Here is a 26,179-nt window from a genome sequence, read left to right on the forward strand (position 1 = left end):
GGTCCCTCAGCCCAGCGCCGGTTCCAGCACGCTCTGGTAGCCGAACAATCCCTGGGCGCCGCCGGTGTGCAGGAACACGACCCGTTCGCCCTTGAACGCGCCCTTGCGAGCCTGGTCGATCAGGCCCTTCATCGCCTTGCCCGAATAGACGGGATCCAGCAGCAGGCCCTCGGTGCGGGCGGCCAGGGCCAGGGCGTCGATCACGCCCTGGTCGACCAGGCCATAGCCCTCGCCGACATAGTCGCAGTCGGCGACCACGGCCTCGCGCCTGACCCGACCGGGGGCGCCGATCGTCTCGGCGGTGGCGACGGCCAGGTTGAAGACGTTCTCTTCCTGCTTCGGCTTGGGCGCGCGGACGCCGAAGCCCAGGATCGGGATGTCGACCGACAGGGCCGCGAAGCCCGCGACCAGCCCCGCATGGGTGCCGGCGCTGCCGGTGGCGGTGACCAGGCGGTCGATCTTCAGGTCCATCTGGTCGGCCTGAACCACCAGTTCGCGGGCGCAGTCGACATAGCCCAGCGCCCCCACCGTGTTCGAGCCGCCGCCGGGAATGACATAGGGCTTGCCGCCGCGCTGGCGGACGCTCTCGGCTGTGGCTTCCAATTCGGCGACCATGTCCGCGCCGCCGGGAACGTAACGGATCGTCGCGCCCATCAGCTTGTCCAGCAGGACGTTGCCATTGCCCATGTAGTCGGACGTCTTGGAGCCGGTGCGCTCTTCCAGGATCACTTCGGTCTTCAGGCCGAAGCGGGCGCCGGCGGCGATGGTCTGGCGCACGTGGTTGGACTGGACCGCGCCCTGGGTCACCAGGGTGTCGGCGCCCCGGGCCAGGGCTTCGCCCAGCAGGAACTCCAGCTTGCGGGTCTTGTTGCCGCCGCCGGCCAGGCCCGTGCAGTCGTCGCGCTTGACCCAGAGGTCGATCCCGAGCTCGGCGCCGAGGCGGGGCAGGGGCTCCAGCGGGGTCGGCAGGTGGGCGAAGCGGGCGCGGGGAAAGCGGGCGAGATGCATGCCAAAAACCTTGTGGACGCGGGTCCTGAAGGGACTCGCCGCCTCTGTTACCACGGCCCGCGCGCGATGCGAGCGTGTCGGGCGCGATGGTGGTATGATGCCTCATCGAGAGCCGGCGCACGTACGTCCGGCTCCAGGGAGGACGACATGACCCGAGCGATTCCGCTCGCCGCGCTGGGCGCGGCGGCGCTTCTGTCCTTTGCCGGTGCGACGGAAGCCTCGACCCTGATCATCGGCAGCGGCGCGGCCCAGGAGTGTTCCGACGCCGCCCTGAAAGGCCGCGAGGACAGCCGCGCGGTGCTGGCCTGCACGACGGCCCTCGAAGTCGAGACCCTGAACTTCCGCGACCGCGCCCGCACCTATGTGAACCGCGGTGTCCTGCAGATGCGACAGCGCCAGTTCGCCGCCGCGCGCGCCGACTTCGACCAAGCCGCCAGCATCGATCCAAACCTGGGCGAGGCCTATGTGAACCGCGGTGCGACCTTCGTCGGCGAGGAGCGCTACAGCGAAGGCGTCGAGCAGATCGACAAGGGCCTGTCGCTGGGCGTCAAGGATCCGGAGAAGGCCTTCTTCAACCGGGGCCTGGCCAACGAGGGCCTGGGCGACCTGACGGCGGCCTACAAGGACTATTCGCGAGCGTCAGAACTGAAGCCCGACTGGCTGGCGCCGAAGACCGAGCTCGCGCGTTTCACGGTCAAGCGGCCCTAAGCGCTCCACGCGTCGTCGGGCCGTCCATGGCGAGGTGTGCCCGATGAGGCGTGGCGTTCTTCTGTTGTCGGTCAGCCTGGCGGCGCTGGGCGGCGTCGCGCGGGCCCAGGACCTGCGCGCCCTGCAGGCTCGCAACGCCGCGGCCCACGCCCTGGAGGACGCCCGGCGCGACCTGCTGGCCAGCCAGATCGAGGCCTCGAACGCCAACGAGCAGGCTCGGAGCGCGGCGAGGCTGCGGGCGCTGGACGCCCAGCGGGGCGCGCCGAGCGCGGGCGCCCTGACGGTCCCGCCGCCGCGCGTGATCGAGAACGAGAACCGGCGCGACGCCGAGCTTTCCGCCTCCGCCAGCCAGCTCGACCGCTTGACGCAGGCCGCCCTGGCCGAGAGCAATGCGCGCATGCGGGCCATCCGGCCGGCCAGCGAACCGAAACAACGCTAGCAGCGAGGATCACCCATGGAGTGGCAAGGGGGCCGTCGGTCCGGCAACATCGAGGATCGGCGCGGTCTGGGACCGGTCGGGATCGCCGGTGGCGGCATCGGGGCGGTGGTGCTGGCGGCCATCGGCTACTTCGTGTTCGGCATCGATCCGCGCACGACCATGGAAGCGACGCAGAGTCTGCAGCAGCCCGTCCAGCAGGAGGGCGTGCGCGGCGAGGTCACGGACAAGGACGGGCAGTTCGTCGACGTGATCGAGACCTCGAACCGCGAGGTCTGGTCGCCGATCCTCCGCAACGAAGGCGTCGACTACCGGCCGCCCGAGGCGATCGTGCTCTACAAGCAGGCCACCGGCACCGGCTGCGGCACGGGCCAGTCGGCCATGGGGCCGTTCTACTGCCCGGCCGATCAGAAGGTCTATCTGGACCTGTCGTTCTGGCAGGACCTGGAAACCCGCTTCGGCGCCCAGGGCGAGTTCGCCCGCGCCTATGTCATCAGCCACGAGATCGGCCACCACGTGCAGCACCTGCTGGGCGCCGACCAGCAGGCCCGTCGCCTGGGCGCGCGCGGCGAGGAAAGCGGCTCGGTACGGTCGGAGCTGCAGGCTGACTGCTACGCCGGCGTCTGGGCCGCGCACGCGGGCGAGACCTCCGGCGGCCGGATCGTCATCAACCGGTCGGACATCCAGGACGGCCTGGGCGCGGCGGCTGCGGTCGGCGATGACACCATCCAGAAGCGCAGCCAAGGCCAGGTCGTGCCCGACAGCTTCACCCACGGAAGCAGCGCCCAGCGCATGCGGTGGTTCACGCGCGGCTACGACCAGGGCGATCCGAGCGCCTGCGACACCTTCTCGGCGTCGCGGCTTTAGCCGCTACTTGCCGGGGACGTGGGCGATCAGCTGGATCTCGACGATCCCGCCGGGCGCCAGCAGACCGGTCGTGCCCACCGCCGTCCAGGCCGGGTTCGGACCCTTGATGAACTCGCTCTTCACGGCGTTGATCATGGCGATCTGCTCCCGGCGCGGGGCGGGCTGATCAGGACCTTCCCAGACGTGGAAGCTGTTGATCATCACCACGTCGTCGAAGCTCGCCCCCGATGTCTTGAGGATGGTGTCCAGCGCCGTGAAGGCGCGGCGGACCTGCTTCTTGAACGACTCCGGGTCCGTGCCCTCGTCCTTGGCTCGCCCGACGATGACGCCCGAGACGTAGAGGGTGTCGCCGACCCGGCGGGCGGGAGCGTATTTGATCTCGTCATAGGACTTCTGGTGACGCTCGGTCGGAATGATCACCTCGCCGCCGGCGGCGGGGATCTTCCGGGGATAGGCCTCCTGCGCCAGGGCGGGCGTGGCGACCAGGGCGCAGAGGACCGGCAGGATCAGGCGGCGGACCATGGGGATCTCCAGGAGAACATGGGTCTCTGATCGGCGGTCGCGGCGCGGATCGGCAAGTGAAATTCCTGTCACCAGGCGCTGTCATTGCGCCTTGACCTCCGCGTCAACGCGCCTAGTGTCCGACCCTTGTTCACCGGGGGGTCGCTCGCGCGGCTGAGATTGGGCTTTCGCCCTGACCCGTAGAACCTGATCCGGGTCATGCCGGCGAAGGGAGGGAACGCGGATCGGGGCTTATCGTCCGTCCGTAAACCGACTTAAGCACGACACGTCCGGGTCTCCTTGAAGCTTGAGGAGCGCCCGAAATGAATATCCAGACCACCATCAAGTCCGTGGCCGAGACCATCTCGACCGGCCCGATCCCCGGCTCGCGCAAGGTCTACCAGGCCGGCGAGCTGTTTCCCGATATTCGCGTGCCGTTCCGCGAGGTGGCCGTCCACCCGTCGGCCAACGAGCCGCCGGTGACCATCTACGACCCGTCGGGCCCCTACAGCGACCCAAGCGTGGCCATCGACATCGAGAAGGGCCTGCCGCGCACCCGCGAGGCCCTGGTCGTGGCGCGCGGCGACGTCGAGCTAGTCACTCAGCCCCGCCTGGTGAAGCCCGAGGACAATGGCTTCGCCCAGGGCAAGCACCTGGCTCCCGAGTTCCCGGATCAGGGGCGCAAGATCTATCGCGCCAAGCCGGGCAAGCTGGTCACCCAGCTGGAATACGCCCGCGCGGGGATCATCACCGCCGAGATGGAATATGTCGCCATCCGCGAGAACCTGCGCCGCGAGCAGGACCGCCCGTGCGTGCGCGACGGCGAAGACTTCGGCGCCGCGATCCCCGACTTCGTGACGCCCGAATTCGTCCGCCAGGAAGTGGCCCGCGGTCGCGCCATCATCCCGGCCAACATCAACCACGGCGAACTGGAGCCGATGGCGATCGGCCGCAACTTCCTGGTCAAGATCAACGCCAATATCGGCAACTCGGCGGTGCTCTCCACCGTCGCCGACGAGGTCGACAAGCTGGTCTGGGCCACCCGCTGGGGCGCCGACACGGTCATGGACCTGTCCACGGGCCGCAACATCCACAACATCCGCGACTGGATCATCCGCAACTCGAGCGTCCCGATCGGCACGGTGCCGATCTATCAGGCGCTGGAGAAGGTCAACGGCGTGGCCGAGGACCTGAACTGGGAGGTCTTCCGCGACACCCTGATCGAGCAGTGCGAGCAGGGCGTCGACTACTTCACGATCCACGCCGGCGTGCGCCTGCCGTTTATCCCGATGACCGCCAAGCGGGTCACCGGCATCGTCTCGCGCGGCGGCTCGATCATGGCCAAGTGGTGCCTGGCGCACCACAAGGAGAACTTCCTCTACGAGCGCTTCGAGGACATCTGCGAGATCATGCGCGCCTACGACGTGTCGTTCAGCCTCGGCGACGGCCTGCGCCCGGGTTCGACCGCCGACGCCAACGACGAGGCCCAATTCTCGGAACTACGCACCCTGGGCGAGCTGACCAAGGTGGCCTGGAACCACGGCGTCCAGGTGATGATCGAGGGGCCGGGCCACGTGGCCATGCACAAGATCAAGGCCAACATGGACGAGCAGCTGAAGCACTGCCACGAGGCCCCGTTCTACACCCTCGGCCCGTTGACCACGGACATCGCGCCTGGCTACGACCACATCACCTCGGCCATCGGCGCGGCGATGATCGGCTGGTTCGGCACGGCGATGCTCTGCTACGTCACGCCCAAGGAGCACCTGGGCCTGCCGGACCGCGACGACGTCAAGACCGGCGTCATCACCTACAAGCTGGCCGCCCACGCCGCCGACCTCGCCAAGGGCCACCCCGGCGCGGCCATGTGGGACGACGCCATCAGTCGCGCGCGCTTCGAATTCCGCTGGGAGGACCAGTTCAACCTGGGCCTGGACCCCGAGACCGCCCGCAAGTTCCACGACGAGACCCTGCCGAAGGAAGCGCACAAGACCGCCCACTTCTGCTCGATGTGCGGACCCAAGTTCTGCTCGATGAAGATCAGCCAGGAAGTCCGCGACTTCGCGGCCGGCAAGGCGCCCAACAGCGCCGAGCTGGGCATGGCCGAGATGAGCGAGAAGTTCAAAGAGCAGGGGAGCGAGATCTACCTGAAGACCGAGTAGACCGGTTGACGCGCCGCAAGGTCGGGACGAGGAGGATCGGCTAGGGCTAGGCTTTCGGAGCCGCCGCCATGCCGACCCGCCGCGCCCTGATCGCCGCCACGCCCTTGCTGGTCGTGGGATGTTCCGGCGGCGCGTCACCTTACGATCAAGCCGTCCGGGACCTGTGGCGTCTGCCGGACCTGGACGGCGGGACCGTGCCGATGATCGCCCTGGTTCGCGCCGCGACCCTGGCGGCGAACGGGCACAACACCCAGCCCTGGCGCTTCCAGCTCGGACCGCGCGCGATCGAGATCCTGCCGGACTTTTCGCGGCGTACGCCCGTCGTCGACCCGGACGACCATCACCTGTTCGTCAGTCTGGGCTGCGCCCTGGAGACCCTGCTGCAGGCCGGGCTCGGCTACGGCTGGGCGGGCGAGCCGGAGATCCTGCCCGACGGCGGCGTGCGGATTGCGTTCTCCAGCCTGTCGCCTCGCAAGACCGCGCTGTTCCAGGCCATACCGCGCCGCGCGTCGACGCGAACCGCATATGATGGAAGACCCGTGGGCGCGGCCACGCTCCGACAGCTGGAGAGCGCCGTCGGACAGGGCGTGGGCCTTCGCTGGGTGCTGGACGCTGACGCACGCACCCATCTGACCGACATGATCGTGGCCGGAAACGACGCCCAGCTCGCCGATCAGGCTTTCATGCGCGAACTCACCGACTGGATCCGCTTCGACGCGGGGGAGGCCTTGGCGCGACGGGATGGCCTGTTCACCGCCGCTTCCGGCAACCTCTCCGCGCCGCGATGGTTGGGGGAGCGCCTGCTGCCGGTGGTCATGACGAAGACGGGCGAAGCCGATCGCGTCATGCGCTGGATGAGAAGCTCGGCGGGCGCGGCGATCTTTACCGGTCCGACCGAAACGCCCGCCGGCTGGATCGCCGTGGGGCGGGCTTTCACCCGCTTCGCGCTGACGGCGACGGCCGTCGGCCTGAAACTGGCCTTCCTGAACCAGCCGGTCGAGGACCCGCCGACGCGCCGCCGGATGGCCGCGTGGCTGGGCGAGCCAGCACGCCGCCCAGACCTTGTCGTCCGTTTCGGCTATGGACCGGAATTGCCGCGCTCTCTGCGCCGCCCGCCGCAGGCCGTCCTCATAGGCTAGGCGATTTCACTGGCGTGCGGGCAGGCGGCCCGTCACCGTCGCGCCCATGAAGCGTCTGAGTCTCCTGGCGGCCGCCGCCGTTCTGTCAATCGCCGCGCCGGCCTTGGCCGAAAGCCCCTTCTGGCCCGTCCAGCCCAAGGGCGGATCGGTCGCCGCCGAGCTGCGTGGGGCGTGGAAGGCGCAGGGGTATGGCTGGATCGTGCAGTTCGGGCCCGAGGGCGCGCAACTGTTCCAGACGGCGGGCGACGCCTGCTACCCCGATCCGCGCCGCGAGCCCGATCCCGACGGCGTAATGACCTCGTGGCGGGCCGAGGGACAGGGGACCATCACCCTGACGGGGGATCCCGACGGGGGGACGCGCTATGTCTTCGACCGCCTGCCCAACCTGCCGAACGCCTGCATCAGCGCGGCCGGCTGGACCCCCGACCGCATCGTCGCCTTCGCCGCCGACAGCTTCGCCGAGCTCTATCCCCGCTCGGCTGAGCGCAAGCTGGACTGGCCGGCGCGCAAGGCCGCCGCCCTGGCCAAGGTCTCGCCGACCGCCACCGACTTCCAGCTGTGGACCGCGCTGTCGGGCCTGCTGGCGGGGCTGGACGACCCGCATGTCGACCTGCACGGCATGGTGGACGGGGCGCGCCGCGACCTGGAGCCCGGCGACGCGGCGACCCTGACCCGCGTCCGCGCCGCCGATCCGGCGGGCGATGAGAAGGCCTGGCTGCAGGCCTATCGCGAGGGGATCCTGACCCAGGTGCTGCAGGGACGCGGGCGACAGGCCGCCAACAACCGCGTCTTCTGGGGACGGGTCGACGACATCGGCTATCTGAACCTGGTGACCATGGGCGCCTTCGCCCGCAACGCCGCGCCCGACGATCCTCGGCCCCTGGATGCGGTGCTGGACGAGGCCCTGGCGGCCTTCGCCGGCACCAAGGCCGTGATCGTCGACGTCAGCAACAACCGCGGCGGCTACGACACGATCAGCCAGCATGTCGCCGCCCGCTTCGCCGAGCAGCCGCGCCTGGCCTATTCCAAGGTCGCCGTCGGGGCCAAGGCGCCGCCGCAGCCGTTACGGATCGAGCCGGCCAGCGGCGTGCGCTTCACGGGGCCGGTCTATCTGGTGACCAGCGACGTCACCGTCAGCGCCGGCGAGACCTTCACCCTGATGATGAAGGCGCTGCCCAACGTGAAGCAGGTGGGCGGGACCACGCGCGGCGCGTTCTCGGATCAGCTGCCCAAGCCGCTGCCCAACGGCTGGCTGATGGCCTTGCCGGCCGAGCTCTACAAGGGGCCTCGGGGAGAAGACCTGGAGGGCCGGGGCCTCGTCCCGGACATGCCGCTGACCGTCTTCCCCGAGAACGACCTGATGGCCGGCCACGCCAAGGCGATCCAGGGGCTGATGGAAAAAATCCGCCAGGACGCCCGCTAGGCTGTCGGAACCGTCCGGGCCCGAGCGTCCTTGGTCCGTCAAAGACGATCAAGGAGGAACGTCATGGCCTATGTCGATGGTTTCGTGCTCGCGGTGCCGAAGGACAAGCTGGACGCCTACAAGGCGATGGCCCGGCTCGGGGCCGAGGTCTGGATGGAGTATGGCGCGCTGTCCTACGTCGAGTGCTTCGGCGACGACGTGCCCTATGGCGAGCTGACCTCGTTCCCGCGCGCCGTCCAGGCCAAGGAGGTCGAGATCGTTGTCTTCTCGTGGATCACCTACAAGGACCGCGCCAGCCGCGACGAGATCAACGCCAAGGTCATGGCCGATGAGCGCCTGAAGGCCTATCAGTCCGACATGCCGTTCGATGGCAAGCGGATGATCTACGGCGGCTTCCAGGCCTTCCTGGAGCGGTAGCGCGCCTAGGTTGCGTCGCTCGGCGGCGGGCCCCGGCGAGCGATGCCCGACTCTGGTCTTTCGGGCGGGCCGCGTCGTAACAGCGCAGTTTGTTTCGTATTTGTAACATCATTTCCGCTGCAACACCTCGTCGCCGAAAATGTGACGATATTTCAATGCTTCGCCCGAGATATCGGCGTTCGAAGACACACCAGTGTGCGCTTTGTGCTGCATTGCCTTCTCTTAACGCCGGGGGGGCGTTGCGACGCGGGGCGGGGCCCCGTAAGAGCGACAACTCAGCGTTGGCGCCGGCAAGGGCCGGCGTCCTCCGTCACTCGTGTTTTCGTGGGCCTGAATGACCCTTTCGACCATCCTTCTGTACGGGCTGGCCGCCGCCGCGCTCGATCCGACGATCGCCGCCTCGGCCGCGCCGGCGCCCTTGGCGACACCGCCCGAGGTGGTCGCCGAGGACGACCAGAAGAAACCCCAGGTCAAGGAGGACGGGCCCAACGAGGTGGAGGGCCTGACCATCCAGGCCGACCCGCGCGGCAAGGTCGAGGGCAATATCGAGCCCGAGATCGAGCTGAACGAGGCCGAGATCCAGAGCTTCGGCGCCGCCAGCATCGGCGAGCTGCTGACCATGCTGACGCCCCAGACCACCAGCACGCGCGGCCGCGACGCCAGCAGCGGACCGGTGCTGCTGGTCAACGGCCGCCGCATCTCGGGCTTCCAGGAAATCCAGGGCGTCCCGCCGGAAGCCATCGAGCGCTTCCAGATCCTGCCCGAGGAGGTCGCGCTCAGCTACGGCTACAAGGCCGACCAGCGTGTCGTGAACATCATCCTGAAGAAGAACTACAACGCCCTGATGACCCAGGCCCAGGCGACGGTCGCGACCGACGGCGGTCGCGTCGCCCCGGGCGTCGGCGGCAACCGGGTGCATATCGACGGCGATCGGCGCTGGAACCTCGACCTGCAGCTGTCGCACGATCCCTATCTGCTGGAGAAGGACCGCGACATCGTCCGCTCGCCGAACGGTCAGCCATTCGATCTGGTCGGCAATGTCAGTGGCGTGAACGGCGGCGAGATCGACCCCGCGCTCTCGGCCCTGGCGGGGAGCACGGTGACCTTTGCCGGCGCGCCCACCGCGGCCCAGGCCGGCAAGGCCAGTCTGTCGGACTACGCCTCGAACGCCAACGCCTACAACACCGGCGACCTGACGCGTGACCGCTCGCTGATCTCGCGCTCCGACAAGGCCACCCTGCGCGGGTCCTACAGCCGCGACCTCAACAAGCAGACCCAGCTGACCATCAGCGGCAATCTCGAGGACACCAGCAGCCGCGCGCTGCTGGGCCTGCCCGGCGTGACCTTCACCCTGCCGGCCGGCAGTCCGTTCTCACCGTTCTCGAACGCCGTGACCGGCTATCGCTACATCGACGCGGCGGGCTCGATGGCGCGCGACGTCGACACCCTGCGCACCCAGCTCAGCGCTGCCGCCAACGGCCGGGTCAGGGACTGGCGCTGGAACCTGACTGGCGACTTTGACCGCACCGCCACCGACACCACGACCGGGCGGGGTGTCGACGCCTCGGCCTTCCAGGCGGCCGTGGCCGCCGGCGACCCGACCGTCAATCCGTTCGGCGCCATCTCGTCCAGCCTCTACAAAACGGCCGCCGCGGACACCGCCCACTCGGTCTCGACCTCGGCCAGCGCCGAGCTGGTGCTGAACGGCAATCTGTTCCAGCTGCCGGCCGGTCCGCTGCAGACCACGTTCAAGGTCGGGGCCAACAGCAAGGGCCTGGACTCCAAGACCGTCCGTTCGGGCGTGACGACGACGCGCGACATCACCCGCACCACCGAGAGCTTCCAGGGCAGCTTCAACCTGCCGCTGACCAGCACGCGCCAGGACTTCCTGGCCAAGGCCGGCGATCTCTCGGCCAACTTCAACGTCGGCTACGACGACCTGTCGGACCTGGGCGGGCTGACCACCCTGGGCGGCGGCCTGAACTGGAGCCCGATCAAGAAGATCAGCTTCATCGCCAGCTACACCGACGAAGAGGGCGCGCCGACCACCAACCAGATCAACGATCCGCTGGTGGTGACCCCGAACGTCTCGGTGTTCGATTTCACGACCGGCCAGACGGTGCTGATCACCCGCACCGACGGCGGCAACGCCGCCCTGCGCAACGACAACCGCCAGGTCCAGAAGCTGGGGGTGAACTACAAGCCGATCGACAAGGTCGAGCTGACCTTCAACGCCACCTACACGCGGTCGCAGACCAAGAACATGATCGCCTCGTTCCCGGCCATCACCCCGGACCTGGAGGCCGCGTTCCCCGAGCGCTTCACGCGCGACTCCACGGGACGCCTGCTGGCGATCGACGCCCGGCCGGTGAACTTCGCCAGCGCCGAGAGCGAGAACATCCGCTGGGGCTTCAACCTGTTCAAGCCGGTCGGCCAGCCGACGCCGGGCGCGGCGGGACCCGGCGCGGGTCGTTTCGGCGGCGGGCCCGGTGGTCCGGGCGGCGGGGGCGGCATGCGCTTCGGCGGTCCTCCCGGCGGCGGTCCTGGCGGCCCGGGCGGTGGTCCGGGCGGCGGCGGCCCGCCGATGGGCATGATGCGGCCGGGGCAGGGGATGTTCCAGCTGTCGGTCTACCACACCTGGCGCCTGACCGATGAGCTGACCATCCGCAAGGGCCTGCCGGTCCTCGACCAGCTGGACGGCGCGGCGATCAGCTCGCGCACCGGCCAGGCGCGGCACGAGGTCCAGGTCCAGGGCGGCTATTTCAAGGACGGCCTGGGCATGCGCTTCAACGGGACCTGGAAGGCCTCGACCTGGGTGGACGGCGGCTCGACCGGCGGCCAGACCCTGTACTTCTCGGACCTGGCCACCGTGGGCGTGAACTTCTTCGCCAACTTCAGCGTCCCGGCGCGCAAGAAGGCGGTCGACAAGTTCCCGATCCTGAAGGGCGCGCAGGTGTCGCTGAACTTCGAGAACCTGCTGGACGCCAAGCAGACGGTTCGCGACCAGAACGGCGCCACGCCGCAGGCCTATCAGAAGGACTACCTGGACCCGCTGGGGCGCACGGTTCGGATCAGCTTCCGCAAGCTGCTCAGCTAGGGGATGGGCAAGGGGGACGGGGGCGGCAAGGCTAACCCGTCCTTAAACTGTCTGGCGCAGGCTTCTTTTCCCAAACGGCCTTCTTGGCCGGATCGGAGACCGTCATGGCGATCATGACATCCAGCACCCGCCGCGTGGGCGACCACTTCGAGCCCAGCGACGTCGATCCCCAGGTCCAGCGCCGGCTGCGCGGCTATCTGGAGCAGATCGACTACACCGCCTTCGCCTCGAACAGGGCCGTGCTGGGCGCGACCGTCGCCCATGTGGACGCCGAACGGTTCCAGCGCCTGGCCGTCGCCGCCGCCACCGCCCGCGCCAAGTGGGTGGCCGAGGCCGCCGCCATGACCGAGGCGGGGACCACGCTGTCCGAGGCCCAGGTCGCGCGCCTGGCCCACCTGCACTCGGCCTATGACGAGCTGTCGGCGGTATACGAGGCCACGCGGCGCATGGTCGAGCGCGGCTACATCGCCTATCGGCCGTCGGTCCAAGGGTAATTTACCCGGATATTATTGACTTCGTATTCCGTCCGGGTAAAAGGCGCGTTTCGGGATTCCCCTGGGAGGTCGCCATGTCCGGACGCAAGGCGCTGCTGCGCGCATACAAGGAACGCGAGGTCGAGGCCGGGATCTACGCCGTGCGTTGCGCGGCGACCGGTGAGGCCTGGGTCGGCGCGACGCCGGACCTCTCCACCCGCCAGAACGGCGTCTGGTTCTCTCTGCGCCAGGGTTCGCACCGCGAGAAGAGCCTGCAAGCGGCCTGGAACGCGCATGGCGCGGAGGCCTTCGTCTTCGAGACGGTCGAGGCCGTCGACACCGAGGGGCTGGACAGGTTCGGCCGCGACAGCCGACTGAAGGACCGCCGCGAGCACTGGATCGCGACGCTGAGCGCCAGAGGGCTGATGTGATGGACAGCGGCGATGAGGCCTATGTGGTCTTCCACGGCCAGCGGCGCGTGGCGGTCGGTTCGCGCCTGGACGCGGCCCTGGCGGCCCAGCGCCTGGCGGGGGAGGCGGGCGTTCTGATCTTCGGACCCGACGGCCGGGGCGTCGACTTCGACCTCAGCGGTGGGCCCGAGGCGCTGGCCGCGCGCCTTGCCCCGCCCCCCGAAGCGCCACGTGGACGCGGTCGGCCCAAGCTGGGCGTGACGGCCCGCGAGGTCACCCTGCTGCCGCGCCACTGGGACTGGCTGGCCAGCCAGCCGGGCGGAGCGTCGGTGGCCCTGCGCAAGCTGGTCGAGGCCGCCCGTCGCGAGAGCGAAGGTCCCGACCGCATCCGCGCCGCCCGCGAGGCCGCCTACCGCTTCGCCTCGGCGATCGGCGGCGACCTGCCGGGCTTCGAGGAGGCCATGCGGGCCCTGTTCGCCGGCGACGGCGCGGGGTTCGAGGCGCGGATCCTGGCCTGGCCGGAAGATGTCGCCGCCCTGCTGCGGACCTATGCGGCGGAGGCCTTCGGGACGGACTAGCCGCCGGACTTGGCCACCACCTCGTCCAGCACCGCCTTGTAGGCCGCTTCGAACGGCGCCTTGTCGCTGTCCGGCTTGGCCGGCCACAGCGGACGCAGGGCGGCGGTGCGGGCGGCGGCGTCGCGCAGCCAGGCCGGATCGGCCTTGGCCAGCCTGGCGACGCGGGCCTCGACCTCGGCCTTGGGGCGGCCGTCATAGGCCAGCAGCGAGCGCAGGGCCCACAGGGCCTGCTCGTCCGGGTTGGGCTTGGCTGAACCCGCGGCGCGATGCGCCGTCCAGCGGATGGCGTCGACAAGTTGGGCCCGATAGCGCGGATCGTCCCAGGTGCTGGGCGTGTGGCCCAGATTGGTGTGATAGAGCCGCCCCTGGCCGATCTGCCGGGTCCAGGTGATCGGCACGAACCACGGGCGCTTCAGCGGCGTCTCGGTGAAGTCCAGGGCCTGCAGCGCGCGGACCTTGGCGGGGTCGTAGTCCGAGTACTGATAGATCTCCTCGGCGAAGGTGAAGCGGGCCGGCCAGGCGGCGTTCAGCGGGTCCTTGCCGCCCAAAGCCTGGACCGTGATCGGCGTCCCCTGCGTCCATGGATGGCCGGCGAACTTGCCGTTGATGAAGGCGGTGTAGGTCTGGCCGGGCCCGGTGTAGTCCCAGTGGGTGTCGGTCGAACTGTGCAGGCCGATGAACCCGCCCTTGCCGCTCTCGACCCACGCCTGGATGGCGGTCCAGGCCTGCGCCGAAATGGGCAGTTCGCCGGTGGTGTAGAAGGCCAGGACGTCGACGTCCTTCAGCTTCTCGGGCGTGATCACCCGCGCGTCCTGGGTGGACTCGACGGTGAAGACGCCGGTCTTGGCGGCGACCTCGGCCAGGGCGATCTCGGACGGCGAGGGGCCGTTGCTGTTCTCGGGGCGGGCGACCGGTCGGTGCACGAAGCCGACCGACTGGTCGAGATATAGCACGCGGATCTTCGGCGCGGCTTGGGCGGCGGAAACGGAAAGCGCGGCTGCCGCCGCGATCAGGGTCAGCAGGCGGGCCATCTTGTACTCAGCTCTTGGGTTGCAGCAGGTCCCAGCGATTGCCGGAGAGGTCCTCGAACACCGCCACCGTGCCGTAGGCCTCGTGGCGAGGCTCTTCCAGGAAGGTGACGCCGGCGGCGCTCATGCGGGCGTGGTCGCCGGCGAAGTCGTCGGTGTGCAGGAACAGCCAGACGCGGCCGCCGCCTTGCTGGCCGATCGCCCGGGCCTGGTCGCCGACCGCCTGGGCCAGCAGGAAGTTCGTGCCGTCGCTGCCCGCCGAGACCACCACCCAGCGCTTGCCGTGGCCCATGTCGGTGTCTTCCACCAGGGTGAAGCCCAGCTTGCCGACATAGAAGGCGATCGCCTCGTCGTAGTCGGCGACGAGCAGGGACACGAGGGCGACGCGGCGGGCCATTTGCGACTCCGTATTGGGCGCTGATTGCATAGCATGCGTCAGGCGGGTGTCAGCGTCGGGATTCTAGAACCAGCGCCTTCCTTCCCGAGTTCAAAGGAGAACGCCATGAACCGCTCTCTCGTCCTGACCCTCGCCGTTCTGGCCCTGGCGCCGCTGCCGGCCCTGGCCGACGGCCCCAAGACCAAGGTCACCGAGGTCGCGCCCAAGAACCTGCCGCCCGCCGTCGTCTCGGTGGTCAAGGCCGCCGCGCCCCAGATGATCATCAAGGAGGCCGAGCTGAAGGAACGCGCCGACCGCCGCTACTACGACATCGAGGGCGTGATGCCGGACGGCTCGGAGATCGAGTTCGACCTGCTGGAGAAGAACGGCCGCTGGGAGATCGTCGAGACCCAGCGCGACATCGCCTGGTCGACCGCGCCCAAGCTGGTGCGCGACACGGCCGCCGCCTCGGCCAAGGCCATCACCCCGGTCCGCGTCATCGAGAGCAAGCAGACCGACGGCATGGTGATCTACGAGCTGTTCGCCGCCGGCAAGCCGGACGAGCCGTCGATGGAGGTCAGCCTGAAGGACGGCAAGGCCAAGGTGCTGGCCGAGGTGTGGCCGCACTAGCGCGCCTTACCGAGCATCAGCCCCCGTTGTAGCCGCCGATGATCGGCAGGATTTCGCCAGTGATGTAGCTCGAGGTCTGGGGCGAGGCGAGGAAGACATAGGCCGGCGCGATCTCCTCGGGTTGCGCCGCCCGCTTCATCGGCGTCCTGGCCCCGAACTCGGCGACCTGCGGACCCAGCTTGTCGGCCGGGTTCAGCGGGGTCCAGACCGGGCCGGGGGCGACGGCGTTCACGCGGATGCCCTTGTCGATCAGGTGCGTGGCCAGCGACCGGGTGAAGGCGTGGATGCCGCCCTTGGTCAGGGAGTAGTCCAGCAAGTCCTTGTTGCCCAGGAGGCCGGTGACCGAGCCGGTGTTGATGATCGAGCCGCCGTTGGGCAGGTGCTTCACCGCCGCCTTGGCCATGTGGAAATAGCCGTAGAGGTTGGTCCGCAGGGTGCGGTCAAAGTGCGCCTCGGTCAGGTCCTCGAAGTCGAGGACATGCTCCTGGAAGGCGGCGTTGTTGACCAGGATGTCCAGTCGGCCCAGCTCGGCCACGGTCTTTTCGACCGCCGCCTTGGCGTAGGCCGGGTCGGCGACGTCGCCGGGCAGCAAGATGGCGCGGCGGCCCTCCTTCTCGACGGCGGCCTTGGTCTCCTCGGCGTCCTTGTCCTCGCTGAGATAGCCGATGGCCACGTCCGCGCCCTCGCGGGCGAACAGCACCGCCACGGCCCGGCCGATGCCGCTGTCGGCGCCGGTGATCAGGGCGACCTTGTGCTCCAGCTTGCCCGACCCCTTGTAGAAGGGCGCGTCGTACATCGGGGCGGGATCCAGCTTCCATTCCTCGCCCGGCTTGGCCTGGTGCTGCTCGGGGAAGGGCGGGGCGGGATAGGGACGGGCGCCCGCCTGCATGGCGTGGGCGCGCCTATCGTCCTTCTCCGCCGTCTCGTCCTTCGACTTGAAGGATCGCGCCTCCTTGGCGTCCAGCGGGGCCTGGATGTCGCGCTCGGCCTGGGCGACGCGGTCGGCGCTGTTCTCGAACTCGGGGGTCTGGGTCTGGGCCATGGCGCGCTCCTGAGGACTGCGCCCGGAAAACCACTGGGCTGGCGCGATGTTCCAAGCGTGACTAAATGCGGGTTGCCCGGAAAACGGGCATGCGCCACCTTGCGCGCCTTCTTTGACATTGGTGATGACCATGCCGCGCGACGCGGCCGAAGCGGCGCTTCCCTCGGAGCGGCCGCGCGGCCCCATTCTGACCGACCTCATCGACCTGCTCCGCCTGGCGGGGCCGGTGGTGCTGTCGCGCCTGGGCATCATGGTCATGGGCCTGACCGACGCCATCGTCGTCGGCCACTTCTCGGCCCGCCAGCTGGGCTTCCACGCCATGGCCTGGGCGCCGTCCTCGATCTTCATCACCATGAACGTCGGCCTGCTGGTCGGGGTGCAGGTGATGACCGCCCGCGCCATCGGGGCGGGCAAGCGCCACGAGACCGGCGCGGTGCTGCGGCGGGGGCTGAGCTATGGCCTGTGGCTGGGCCTGGGGTCGATGGCGCTGCTGGCGCTGTTCGGGCCGCTGTTCCTGCACAGCATGGGGCTGAAGGACGGGCTGGCCGACGGCGCGACCCTGCCGCTGATCGTCTTCTCGCTGTCGCTGCCGATCTATTCGGTGTCGGTGGCCCTGACCTTCTGGCTGGAGGGTCTGGGGCGGCCGGGACCCGGCGCGGTGTTCATGTGGCTGGCCAACATCGTCAACCTCGCGGCCAACCTGCTGTTCGTGCCGGGAACCTTCGGCCTGCCGGCCCTGGGCGCGACGGGCGGCGCCTGGTCGACCTTCGTGGCCCGCCTGGCGCTGGCGACGGCCCTGGCGATCTATGTGACCCGGATGAAGGAGGCCCGCGAACTGGGCGTCTTCGACAAGCCGGTCCGCGACAGGCCGGCCGAGGCCGAGCAGCGGCGCATCGGCTACGGCGCCGGCGCGTCGAACTTCTTCGAGGTCTCGGCCTTCGCCGGCATGAACCTGATCTGCGGCTGGATCGGCGGTCTGGCCGTGGCCGCCTACGCGGTGGTGCTGAACGTCTCGGCGATCGTCTTCATGGTGCCGCTGGGCGTGGCGACGGCGACCGCCGTGCAGGTGGGCCGGGCCTATGGCGCGCGCGACCCGGCGGGCATGAAGCGGGCCGGCTGGATCGCCTTCGCCGTGATCGCCGTGATCGGCACGCTGTTCGGGCTGCTGCTCTATCCGACCAAGCACTGGGTGGCCCTGGCCTACACCACCGACCCGGCGGCCCTGACCCTGATCCTGCCGGCCATGGCGCTGAGCTGCCTGTTCTTCGCGCCCGATGCGGTGCAGGTCGTGGCGGCCCAGGCGCTGCGGGCGCGCGGCGAGGTGTGGATCCCCACCATCACCCACCTGATCAGCTACGCCCTGGTCATGGGACCTTTGGCCTGGTGGCTGGCCATCCCGCGCGGCATGGGCCTGAACGGGGTGCTGATCTCGATCATCATCACCAGCTTCCTGGCGGCCGCGTTCCTGCTGACCCGGTTCCGGATGCTGGACTGGCGGGATCGCAGGCTGGCGGCCGAGGCGGCTTAAGCCCCCAGGATCCAGCCTTCCTCGGTCTCGGCCGCCGCCACGGCCTCTTCGGTCAGCCCCTTCGGCGCGGCGAAGATCGCACCCAGTTTGCCGGCCTCGTCCAGCTTGGCGAAGTGCTCGGCCAGGCCCCGCACCTGGGCCAGGTCCTTGACCTCGCCCGCCGCGGGGACGGCCTTGACCAGCGACGGATAGACCTCGGCCACCACCACGGCCACGCCGTCCAGGTCGGCTTCGGTCAGGGCCTTGAAGCCGGTCTCGAAGGGCCAGGCCCGCACGGCCTCGCCGCGCGCGTCCTTCAGGCGGCGCACGGCCGGGATGCCGACGATCGCCTGACCGCCGACCGAGCCGTTGTAGTAGAGCTTCCAGATCGAGTGCGCGCCTTTCGCGGCCTCGTCGGCGTAGCGGAACTCGGGCAGATCGTCCGGGCCATGGTCGCGCGGGCGCTTGGGTTGCAGCGTCGTCAGGGCGTCCTTGGGCGGGCAGCCCCAGAACGGGAAGGGGCCGCCGGTCAGGCGACGGTTGATCTCCGACCCGACGCCGAAGCGGTTGTTGGTGTTATCGACCTTGTCCTTGACCATCTTGGCCAGCTGGTCCCAGACCGCGCGCCAGGGCGTCTCGCCCGGCAGGGCCAGGGCCTTGCTCAAGCCGCGCGGGAAGCCCAGCGGGAAGTCGAAGCCCACCAAGGCGCGCTCGCCGCGCTTCTTCAGGTCGTCGAGGATCGCCGCCAGCCGGGTCTCGGCCTCGGCGCGGGTGGCGGGGTTGTAGCTCTCGAAGGTCAGGCGGAAGCGCACGTCGCGCTTGAGGACGCCGATCCAGATGGAGTCCGCGCCCGTCGTCGGCTTGGCCGCGGCGCTCCAGTCGACGATCACATAGGCGCTGAACAGACGCGACACGGCACGCGGCTCCGTCGAGGGAAAGAAGCCGCGCTTCTACTCCGCCGAGAGCGCGCCGAACAGTCCAGGAAAGCGCTTGACGGGGCTTATCAGGCGGCGTCGCGGATCTTGGTGGTGGGGCCGATCGGACGGCCGTTGCGGGCGAACCAGCGGATCGGCGGCTCGCACGACGGGCCGAGGGCCGCGCGGACGATGGCCGGCGGGCGGCGCTCTTCCGGGGTCATGAACAGGCCGTTGGTCTTCAGCTTCAGGCCGGCGACCTTGTGGGCGCCCAGCATGGTCAGCGGCACGGCCAGGACGAGACCCAGCAGGATCGGGGCGGTCGAGGTGAACAGGTCCGGCGTGAACCAGAAGATCCCGCCCAGGACCAGGCCCGTGGCGCTGACCCAGCCCATGGCGGCGCAGGCCTCCTTGAAGGCGACCTTGTCTGCGTCGCGGCGCTGGGTGGCCCAGCCGCCGACCTTGCCGGCCAGGATCTCGACGATGGCGCGGGTCTGGGTGAACATCAGCATCGGGGCGACCAGAGCCGAGAGCAGCATCTCGACGGCGAGGCCGGCGGCGATGCGGCGCTTGCCGCCGAAGCCCTTGGTCTCGTGCTTGCGCGAGAAGACCAGGATCGAACCCATGATCTTGGGCCCGAACAGCAGCAGGAAGGTGATGATCATCGCCCAGGCGGTGGCCTGGATCTCGCGCCAGTCGATCAGAGCGTGCGCGGCGGCCTGCAGGTCGGCCATGGTGAAGGCCGCCTTCTTCAGCTCGGGCATCAGGGCGCGCGAGGTGATGCCGGCCGACAGGGCGATGAACCACAGCGGCGACAGGGCGTAGCTCAGCACGCCGATCACCAGGTGCAGGCGGCTCATCCAGTGCAGGCCGGGCAGAGCGACCAGCGGCACGTGCTGGACGTTGCCCCGGCACCAGCGGCGGTCGCGGGTGGCGAAGTCCAGCAGGTTCGAGGGGCTCTCCTCGTACGAGCCTTCCAGATAGGGGGCCAGGTGGACGCTCCAGCCGCCGCGGCGCAGCAGGGCGCTTTCCAGGGCGTCGTGGCTCATCACCTCGCCGCCGAACGGCTTGGGGCCGGCCAGGTGCGGCAGGCCGCAGGTCTCGGCGAAGGCGCGGGTGCGGACGATGGCGTTGTGGCCCCAGAAGGAGCTCTCCGAACCCGACCACCAGGCCAGGCCCGTCCAGGCGACGCGGCCGTACAGGCGCGTGGCGAACTGCAGGGTGCGGGCGAAGATCGTCTGGGCGTTGATGATCATCGGCATGGTCTGGATCAGACCTGCGCCCGGGTGACGCTCCATGGCGTCGGCCAGGCGGACCATGGCCTCGCCGGTCATCAGGCTGTCGGCGTCCAGAACCAGCATGTGCTCGTAGGCGCTGCCCCAGCGGCGCACCCAGTCGGCCACGTTGCCGGCCTTGCGGCCCGTGTTTTCCTTGCGGACGCGATAGAAGACGTTGCTGTGGGCCTCGCGGCGGAAGCGGGCGAAGCAGGCCTGCTCGGCCAGGGCCACCTGGGCGTCGCGGGTGTCGCTGAGGACGAAGATGTCGAAGTGCCGGCTCATGCCCGTCTCGGCGATCGAGGCGTCCATGGCGCGCAGGCGGGCGAAGACGGCGGCGGCGTCCTCGTTATGGACCGGCATCAGGATGGCGGTGCGGGTGTGCAGCTTGGGCATCGGCGCCTCGCTGTCGATACCCAGCGGGTCCTTGGGCTTGCCCAGCAGGATCACGAAGCCGGCCACAGCCGTGCAGAACCACAGCGACAGGGCCAGGAACAGCGGGGCCAGCAGGGTCAGGACCACGCCTTCCAGGCGGGTGACGCCGCCCAGGGCCACGGTGTCGAAGGTGGCCTTCCAGCCGGCGAAGCCCATGACGATCGTCGCCAGGGCCACGATCCAGCGACGCATGGTCATGTCGGCGACCAGGGCGGCGGCGCGGCGCGAGCCGCCCTGCCAGAAACCCAGCGGCTGGACTGGCATGGCCAGCGGCGCCTCGGCCGGGATCTCGACGGTTTCGCGGCGGACGACCTGATCGAGGGTCACGCTCGTGGAGGAGCGCACGTCGAAGAGGGCGGAGCGATCGCTCATATCGTCAGATCTCGGACTTTTCCGGCGAGCCGGGCTCTCTCCGCGTGTTTCGACGCCTAGAGCCTCTTTCCGCCCCGCCGCGCCTCCGCTAGGGGAGGGTGATGGGGTGTGTGACGGCTCCGTGACGGTCGAAAACCGGCGTGGAGAGCCGCCGGTTGTTTCTTAGAGTAAAACTTCGATCACAAATTCGCTACCAGAAATCACGTCGATTTCGCAGGTGCGAGAAAAAACATTGCAAACGCGCCGCGCGAGCGGCGCTCGCCCATCTGGGGAATTTCTGTAAGGCTATGAATTTCCGACACTTTATCGCAATTATCGCCATGTTGGGCTTGGCCGGGTGCGGAAAAGCTTCACAGGAAGGCCATTCAAATCCGACCGTGGTTCAGGCCATGCCGTCGACGGAATCGCTGCCGGCCTATGACGCTCAGGGGGTGGTTTCGAGCCTGGACGGCCAGATTCTCACGCTCGATCACGACGGCGCGAGCGCGGCGGGCCTCAAGCCTGGCCGCGACCAGTTCAAGGTCTATGCCGACGTGATCGCCGAAGCGCCGATCACGCCCGGCGCGCGGGTGAAGTTCCAGTTCAAGAAGACCTCGACGGGGCTCGAGGTGTCGAAGCTCGAGCCCCGCGGCTGACGGGCCCTACGCCAGCTTCACCAGCATCTTCCCCAGGTTCTCGCCCGAGAACAGCTTGAGGAAGGCGTCCGGGGCGCGCTCGACGCCGTTCTCGACCGTCTCCTTCCAGGTGATCTTCCCGGCCTTGATCCACTCGCTCATGTCCTTGGCGAACTGCGGGAACAGGTCGTAGTGGTTGGAGACGATGAAGCCCTCCAGGCGCAGGCTCTTGCCGACGGCCAGGATGATGTTGGGCGGGCCTTCCGGCTTACCGGTCTCGTTGTACTGCGAGATCATCCCGCACAGGGCGAAGCGGGCGAAGGGACGGGCCGAATTCAGCGCCGCCTCCAGGTGCACGCCGCCGACGTTCTCGAAATAGACGTCGATGCCCTTGGGGGCGACCTTGGCCAGTTCGGCGACGACGTCGGGCGTGGCCTTGTAGTCGATGACATGGTCGACGCCGATCGACTTGAGGAACGCCACCTTTTCGGGCCCGCCGGCCGAGCCGATCACAGTGTGGCCTTTCAGCTTGGCGACCTGGCAGACGACCGAGCCCACCGCGCCGGCGGCGGCCGAGACGAAGACCACGTCGCCGTCCTTCAGTGCGGCCACGCGCAACAGGCCGACATAGGCGGTCATGCCCGGCATGCCGGCCACACCCAGGAAGGCCTGGGGCGGGATGCCGTGGGTGTCGATCTTGGTGATCGCGCCCATGCCGGCGGCGGCCAGCGACTTCGGATGGGCGTTGAAGGCTTCACGCCAGCCGAACATCGAGTTGACGATGTCGCCCGGCTTGAAGTCCGGGTCGTTGGAGGCGGTGATCTCGCCGATCGCGCCGCCCTGCAGGGCCTGGCCGATCTGGAACGGCGGCACGTAGCTGGGCCGGTCGTACATGCGGCCGCGCATGTAGGGGTCGACCGACATCCAGAGGTTTTTCACCTGCACCTCGCCATCGCCCGGGGCGGGCAGTTCGACGCTGGCCACCTCGAAGTCCGAGGCCTTGGGCAGGCCCACGGGACGGCTTTTCAGACGGATCTCGCGCGACGTGGTCATGACGTTCCTCCCCTTGGCTTGGCCAAGCGTTGCTAATTTAAACGGATGTTTAGCGCGCCCTTACGGAAGGCTCCAGTCCTTCTATGCGATGACGAAGCGCGGTAGACAGTCGGCATGACTCAAGACCTGAAGGCGGGCGTCGTCGGCGCCGGAGTGTTCGGCGGCTATCACGCCAAGAAGTACGCCGAGCTGGAGGGCGTGACCCTGGTCGGCGTGTACGACGTCGACCTGGCCCGCGCCCAGGCCCTGGCCGGCCCGCTGGGCGCCCAGGCCTTCGACGACATGGACGCCTTCCTGGCCGCCGTCGACGTGGTCACGGTCGCCGCGCCAGCCGTCCACCACGCCGCGCCCGCCCTGGCCGCGCTGAAGGCGGGCAAGCCGGTCTATTCCGAAAAGCCCCTGGCCGTGACGCCGGAGGACGCCGACAAGATGGTCGCCGTCGCCGCATGGGCGGGCCTGCCGCTGGCTTGCGGCCACCAGGAACGGGTGGTGTTCCAGGCCATGGGCCTCTTGGACATTCCCGAGCAGCCGCTGCGCCTGGAAGCCGTCCGCCGGGGTACGCCCTCGGACCGCAACCTGGACGTCTCGGTGGTGCTGGACCTGATGATCCACGACATCGACCTGGCTCTGGCGCTCTGCGACGGCGAGCCGATCGCGGTGGAGGCCGAGGGGGCGATCACCCGCTCGACCTCTCTGGATTGGGTGAAGGCCGAGGCCACTTTCGACAACGGCTTCACGGCCGTGTTCGACAGCTCGCGCGTGGCCGAGGCCCGCGAGCGGACCATGAAGGTCGTCTATCCCTCGGGCGAGGTCGAGATCGACTTCCTGGCCCGCACCTTCCGCAACACCACCCCATTCCCGCTGATCGAGAACTTCACCGAGACGCCGGCCGGCAAGGACCCGCTGGGTCTGTCGGTGGCGGGCTTCCTGAAGGCCGTGCGCGGCGAGGCCCCCCGGCCGGTGGTGAGTGGCGAGGAGGCCGCCCGGGCGCTGGACCTGGCCCTGGCCGTCGAGCAGGCGGCGGAAGCCTAGCGGGCGATCCTCTCGTGAGCGGAGCCGCCGATGCCGCATGAGGCCTGGCCCGTCGATCCCGGCGCGATCGCGCCGTTCCTCGCGGCGGTGATCCTGATCGAGCTGACGCCCGGTCCCAACATGGGCTACCTCGCCGGGCTGTCGGCCGTCGAGGGACGCCGCGCGGGCCTGGTCACCGTGGCCGGGATCACCTGCGGCCTCCTGGTCTACATGCTGGCCTCGGCGGCGGGGGTGACCAAGGTCCTGGGCGCGCATCGCCCGCTGTACGAACTGCTGCGCTGGGCGGGCGTGGCCTATGTCGCGTGGCTAGCGCTCGACGCCTGGCGCGGCGGCGAGAAGGCCGAGACCGTCCCCGGCCGCGTCACGGACTGGACCCTGTTCCGCAATGGGCTGTTGGCCAATCTCCTGAACCCGAAGGCTGCCCTGTTCTACGTGACCCTGCTGCCGGGGTTCGTGCAGCCGGGGCACGCCTCGCCCATGGCGCAGGCCCTGATCCTGGGCGGGATCCATATCCTGGTCAGCATCGCTGTGCACGGCGGCATCGTGCTGTCGTCCGACGGCCTGGCCCGGCGGATCGCCGCCGTCGGCGACGGCGTCCGGGCGCGGCGGATCTTCGCGATCGCCCTGCTGGCCACCGCCGTCTGGATCGCCTTCGAGACGCGCCCTACAGGCTGACCTGGGTCCCCAGTTCGACCACGCGGCCAGGCGGCAGGTGGAAGAAGGTGGTCGGGTCGGCGGCGTTGCGGGTCAGGAAGGTGAACAGCTTGCGCTTCCAGCTGGGCAGGGCGTCGCTGGCCGTCGACGGCACGATCGTGCGGCGGCTGACGAAGAACGACGTGCTCATGATGTCGAACTTCAGGCCCTGCTTGCGGCAGGCGGCCAGGGCCTGCGGGATGTTCGGGCTCTCCATGTAGCCGTAGCGCAGCGAGATCAGCCACCAGCGGTCGTCTAGGGCGCGGGTCTCGATCCGTTCGTCGTCGGGCACGTAGGGGCGGGTCTCGTTGACGATGGTGAGAAGCACGTTGCGCTCGTGCAGCACCTTGAAGTGCTTGAGGCTGTGCATCAGGGCCGGCGGGGTGGTGTCCGGGTCCGAGGTCAGGAACACGGCCGTGCCGGGCGTCGAGGCCGTCGAGCGGCGCAGGATCATCTCGCGGAAGTCGGCGAAAGGCAGGCCATCCTTGCTGAGCTTGGCCCGCAGGCGCTCGGTGGCGGTGACGAAGATCGACATCAGCAGGCACAGGCCCGCGCCCAGGGCCAGCGGGGCCCAGCCGCCGGTCAGCACCTTGAGCAGGTTGGCGGTGAAGAAGGTCAGGTCCAGCAGCAGCAGCGGCACGATCAGCGCCAGGGCCGCCCACAGGCTCCACTTCCAGACGTGGCGCACGACGATGAAGGCCAGCAGGGTAGTCACCACCATCGTGCCCGTCACCGAGATGCCGTAGGCGTGGGCCAGCGAGGACGACGAGCGGAACGACAGCACCACCAGCACGACGCCGACGAACAACAGCCAGTTGATCGGGGCGACATAGATCTGGCCGGCCTCGGTCTTCGAGGTGATCTTGATGTCCATGCGCGGCAGCAGGCCCAGCTGGATCGCCTGCTGGGTCAGCGAGAAGGCGCCGGTGATCACCGCCTGGCTGGCGATGACGGTGGCGACGGCCGAAAACAGCACCAGGCCCAGGCGCCACTGGTGCGGGGCCATCAGGAAGAACCAGTCGGCGTTGGGCAGGGCGTTTCCGGAGGCCTCGGCGACGGCCAGCGCCTTCGAGGCCAGGGCCGCCTGGCCGAAATAGTTCAGGGCCAGCATCGGCAGGGCCAGGGCGAACCACGACAACTGGATCGGTCCCCGGCCGAAGTGGCCCATGTCGGCGGTCAGGGCCTCGGCCCCGGTCACGGTCAGGAACACCGCGCCCATCACCAGGAAGCCGGTCAGTCCGTGATGGGTCAGGAAATAGACGGCGTAGGTCGGCGAGATCGCGCCCAGCACGCTGGGGTCGTCCTTGATGTGCCAGACGCCCATCGCGCCCAGGCACAGGAACCAGCAGACCATGATCGGCCCGAAGATCCCGGCCACCTTCGCCGTCCCCTTGGCCTGGAACGAGAAGAGGGCGGTCAGGATCACCAGGCTGACGACGATGACCTCCTGGGTCCCGAACCAGTGCTCGAAACCCCTGACCGACTTCAGACCCTCGACGGCGGAAAGCACCGAGACCGCCGGGGTGATGACGCCATCGCCGTAGAACAGGGCCGCGCCGATGGCGCCGAGGGCGAAGATCAGGCCGGTGCGACCGGCCGCGCCCTGCTGGGCCAGGGCCATCAGCGACAGCACCCCGCCTTCGCCCTTGTTGGAGGCGCGCATGAGGAACAGGACGTACTTGACCGTCACGACCAGGATCAGCGCCCACAGGGCCAGGGACAGCACGCCCATGATCTCGGGGCGGACCAGGCCGTCGCGGGCGGCTTCGGCCAGCGCATCGCGGAAGGCGTAGAGAGGGCTGGTGCCGATGTCGCCGAACACGACGCCCACGCTGCCCAGCGCCAACGGCCAGAAACGCGAGGCCGCGTGACCGGTGTGGTGGGTTTGGGTTGTGGGGGTGTCGGAGACGGATGCGGCGAGGGGGTCTTGGCCCGCCATTTAAAGCTCGAGGCTCCAAAGCGCCGGCTCACGTCCGGCCGGCGGCGCTTT

At 69.1% G+C, this 26,179-nt stretch carries 25 protein-coding genes and 1 riboswitch; of the genes, 16 read left to right on the plus strand and 9 right to left on the minus strand.

The features are described from left to right. Window positions 1-6: 6 nt before the first annotated feature. Window positions 7-1,008 carry a D-cysteine desulfhydrase gene (locus tag K8940_RS07565; protein ID WP_223394334.1) on the minus strand — a complete coding sequence of 334 codons (1,002 nt, stop codon included), beginning with the start codon at window positions 1,006-1,008 and terminating at the stop codon, window positions 7-9. Between the two features lie 147 nt (window positions 1,009-1,155). Here K8940_RS07565 and K8940_RS07570 point away from each other — a divergent pair, with 147 nt between their 5' ends. Genes K8940_RS07570 through K8940_RS07580 form a run of 3 tightly spaced genes read left to right on the plus strand, consistent with a single transcriptional unit; the run spans window position 1,156 to window position 3,019 of the window. Then, window positions 1,156-1,716, plus strand: a complete 561-nt coding sequence (locus K8940_RS07570) for a tetratricopeptide repeat protein (protein ID WP_223394337.1) — start codon at window positions 1,156-1,158, stop codon at window positions 1,714-1,716. Between the two features lie 43 nt (window positions 1,717-1,759). After that, window positions 1,760-2,155 carry a hypothetical protein gene (locus tag K8940_RS07575; RefSeq protein WP_223394339.1) on the plus strand — a complete coding sequence of 132 codons (396 nt, stop codon included), beginning with the start codon at window positions 1,760-1,762 and terminating at the stop codon, window positions 2,153-2,155. Window positions 2,156-2,170: 15 nt separating this feature from the next. Then, window positions 2,171-3,019 (plus strand): neutral zinc metallopeptidase, encoded by an 849-nt coding sequence (locus K8940_RS07580; protein ID WP_223394341.1) that lies wholly within the window; start codon window positions 2,171-2,173, stop codon window positions 3,017-3,019. Window positions 3,020-3,022: 3 nt separating this feature from the next. Here K8940_RS07580 and K8940_RS07585 read toward each other — a convergent pair whose 3' ends face one another. Continuing rightward, window positions 3,023-3,541, minus strand: a complete 519-nt coding sequence (locus K8940_RS07585) for a RidA family protein (RefSeq protein WP_223394343.1) — start codon at window positions 3,539-3,541, stop codon at window positions 3,023-3,025. Between the two features lie 124 nt (window positions 3,542-3,665). After that, a riboswitch (TPP riboswitch) is annotated at window positions 3,666-3,771 on the plus strand. A gap of 72 nt (window positions 3,772-3,843) precedes the next feature. Between K8940_RS07585 and thiC the strand changes: the two genes are divergently transcribed. From thiC to K8940_RS07625, 8 genes are all read left to right on the plus strand, one after another. After that, a complete protein-coding gene (gene thiC / locus K8940_RS07590) occupies window positions 3,844-5,682 on the plus strand; it encodes a phosphomethylpyrimidine synthase ThiC (RefSeq protein WP_223394345.1) in 1,839 nt (612 codons plus the stop codon). 68 nt (window positions 5,683-5,750) lie between these two features. Beyond that, window positions 5,751-6,821 (plus strand): Acg family FMN-binding oxidoreductase, encoded by a 1,071-nt coding sequence (locus K8940_RS07595; protein ID WP_223394347.1) that lies wholly within the window; start codon window positions 5,751-5,753, stop codon window positions 6,819-6,821. A 46-nt stretch (window positions 6,822-6,867) separates the two neighbouring features. Next, window positions 6,868-8,244, plus strand: a complete 1,377-nt coding sequence (locus K8940_RS07600) for a S41 family peptidase (RefSeq protein ID WP_223394349.1) — start codon at window positions 6,868-6,870, stop codon at window positions 8,242-8,244. Between the two features lie 63 nt (window positions 8,245-8,307). Further along, a complete protein-coding gene (locus tag K8940_RS07605; RefSeq protein ID WP_223394351.1) occupies window positions 8,308-8,661 on the plus strand; it encodes a DUF1428 domain-containing protein in 354 nt (117 codons plus the stop codon). Window positions 8,662-8,995: 334 nt separating this feature from the next. Next, complete coding sequence (locus K8940_RS07610) at window positions 8,996-11,758, plus strand: TonB-dependent receptor (RefSeq protein ID WP_223394353.1); 2,763 nt, start codon at window positions 8,996-8,998, stop codon at window positions 11,756-11,758. Between the two features lie 104 nt (window positions 11,759-11,862). Beyond that, the gene (locus tag K8940_RS07615) at window positions 11,863-12,252 is read left to right on the plus strand and encodes a hypothetical protein (protein ID WP_223394355.1); all 390 of its coding nucleotides are present in this window, start codon (window positions 11,863-11,865) and stop codon (window positions 12,250-12,252) included. A 74-nt stretch (window positions 12,253-12,326) separates the two neighbouring features. Further along, window positions 12,327-12,662 (plus strand): GIY-YIG nuclease family protein, encoded by a 336-nt coding sequence (locus K8940_RS07620; protein WP_223394357.1) that lies wholly within the window; start codon window positions 12,327-12,329, stop codon window positions 12,660-12,662. Beyond that, window positions 12,662-13,219: a DUF2239 family protein gene (locus K8940_RS07625; RefSeq protein ID WP_223394359.1), complete on the plus strand. Its 558-nt coding sequence runs from the start codon at window positions 12,662-12,664 to the stop codon at window positions 13,217-13,219. Before K8940_RS07620 ends, K8940_RS07625 begins: the two co-directional genes overlap by 1 nt. Here K8940_RS07625 and K8940_RS07630 read toward each other — a convergent pair. Together K8940_RS07630 and K8940_RS07635 are read right to left on the minus strand one after the other, a co-directional pair. Continuing rightward, window positions 13,216-14,250, minus strand: a complete 1,035-nt coding sequence (locus K8940_RS07630; RefSeq protein WP_223394361.1) for a ThuA domain-containing protein — start codon at window positions 14,248-14,250, stop codon at window positions 13,216-13,218. The two genes, K8940_RS07625 and K8940_RS07630, sit on opposite strands and share 4 nt — an antisense overlap. Before the next feature lie 7 nt (window positions 14,251-14,257). Then, window positions 14,258-14,644, minus strand: a complete 387-nt coding sequence (locus K8940_RS07635; RefSeq protein WP_223394362.1) for a VOC family protein — start codon at window positions 14,642-14,644, stop codon at window positions 14,258-14,260. A 105-nt stretch (window positions 14,645-14,749) separates the two neighbouring features. Between K8940_RS07635 and K8940_RS07640 the strand changes: the two genes are divergently transcribed. Further along, a complete protein-coding gene (locus tag K8940_RS07640; protein WP_223394364.1) occupies window positions 14,750-15,253 on the plus strand; it encodes a hypothetical protein in 504 nt (167 codons plus the stop codon). 16 nt (window positions 15,254-15,269) lie between these two features. Here K8940_RS07640 and K8940_RS07645 read toward each other — a convergent pair whose 3' ends face one another. Continuing rightward, a complete protein-coding gene (locus K8940_RS07645; protein ID WP_223394366.1) occupies window positions 15,270-16,295 on the minus strand; it encodes an SDR family oxidoreductase in 1,026 nt (341 codons plus the stop codon). Between the two features lie 112 nt (window positions 16,296-16,407). Here K8940_RS07645 and K8940_RS07650 point away from each other — a divergent pair, with 112 nt between their 5' ends. Further along, a complete protein-coding gene (locus K8940_RS07650) occupies window positions 16,408-17,823 on the plus strand; it encodes an MATE family efflux transporter (protein ID WP_223394368.1) in 1,416 nt (471 codons plus the stop codon). On the opposite strand, the gene K8940_RS07655 is transcribed toward K8940_RS07650, so the two are convergent. Together K8940_RS07655 and mdoH are read right to left on the minus strand one after the other, a co-directional pair. Then, window positions 17,820-18,716: a cobalamin biosynthesis protein CbiG gene (locus K8940_RS07655; RefSeq protein ID WP_223394370.1), complete on the minus strand. Its 897-nt coding sequence runs from the start codon at window positions 18,714-18,716 to the stop codon at window positions 17,820-17,822. The genes K8940_RS07650 and K8940_RS07655 overlap by 4 nt on opposite strands. An 89-nt stretch (window positions 18,717-18,805) precedes the next feature. Next, on the minus strand, window positions 18,806-20,797 hold the full coding sequence (gene mdoH, locus K8940_RS07660) for a glucans biosynthesis glucosyltransferase MdoH (protein WP_223394372.1): 1,992 nt from the start codon (window positions 20,795-20,797) through the stop codon (window positions 18,806-18,808). Between the two features lie 287 nt (window positions 20,798-21,084). Here mdoH and K8940_RS07665 point away from each other — a divergent pair, with 287 nt between their 5' ends. After that, a complete protein-coding gene (locus K8940_RS07665; RefSeq protein ID WP_223394374.1) occupies window positions 21,085-21,432 on the plus strand; it encodes a copper-binding protein in 348 nt (115 codons plus the stop codon). 6 nt (window positions 21,433-21,438) lie between these two features. Here K8940_RS07665 and K8940_RS07670 read toward each other — a convergent pair whose 3' ends face one another. After that, window positions 21,439-22,464, minus strand: coding sequence for an NADP-dependent oxidoreductase (locus K8940_RS07670; RefSeq protein ID WP_223394376.1), 1,026 nt, complete (start codon window positions 22,462-22,464; stop codon window positions 21,439-21,441). A gap of 114 nt (window positions 22,465-22,578) precedes the next feature. Between K8940_RS07670 and K8940_RS07675 the strand changes: the two genes are divergently transcribed. Together K8940_RS07675 and K8940_RS07680 are read left to right on the plus strand one after the other, a co-directional pair. Beyond that, window positions 22,579-23,496: a Gfo/Idh/MocA family protein gene (locus tag K8940_RS07675; RefSeq protein WP_223394378.1), complete on the plus strand. Its 918-nt coding sequence runs from the start codon at window positions 22,579-22,581 to the stop codon at window positions 23,494-23,496. Window positions 23,497-23,526: 30 nt separating this feature from the next. Next, complete coding sequence (locus K8940_RS07680; protein WP_223394380.1) at window positions 23,527-24,171, plus strand: LysE family translocator; 645 nt, start codon at window positions 23,527-23,529, stop codon at window positions 24,169-24,171. Here K8940_RS07680 and K8940_RS07685 read toward each other — a convergent pair. Then, a complete protein-coding gene (locus K8940_RS07685; protein ID WP_223394382.1) occupies window positions 24,161-26,128 on the minus strand; it encodes a potassium transporter Kup in 1,968 nt (655 codons plus the stop codon). The genes K8940_RS07680 and K8940_RS07685 overlap by 11 nt on opposite strands. Between the last annotated feature and the right edge of the window lie 51 nt (window positions 26,129-26,179).

It is taken from the genome of Caulobacter segnis, assembly GCF_019931575.1.
Lineage (GTDB): Bacteria > Pseudomonadota > Alphaproteobacteria > Caulobacterales > Caulobacteraceae > Caulobacter > Caulobacter segnis_C.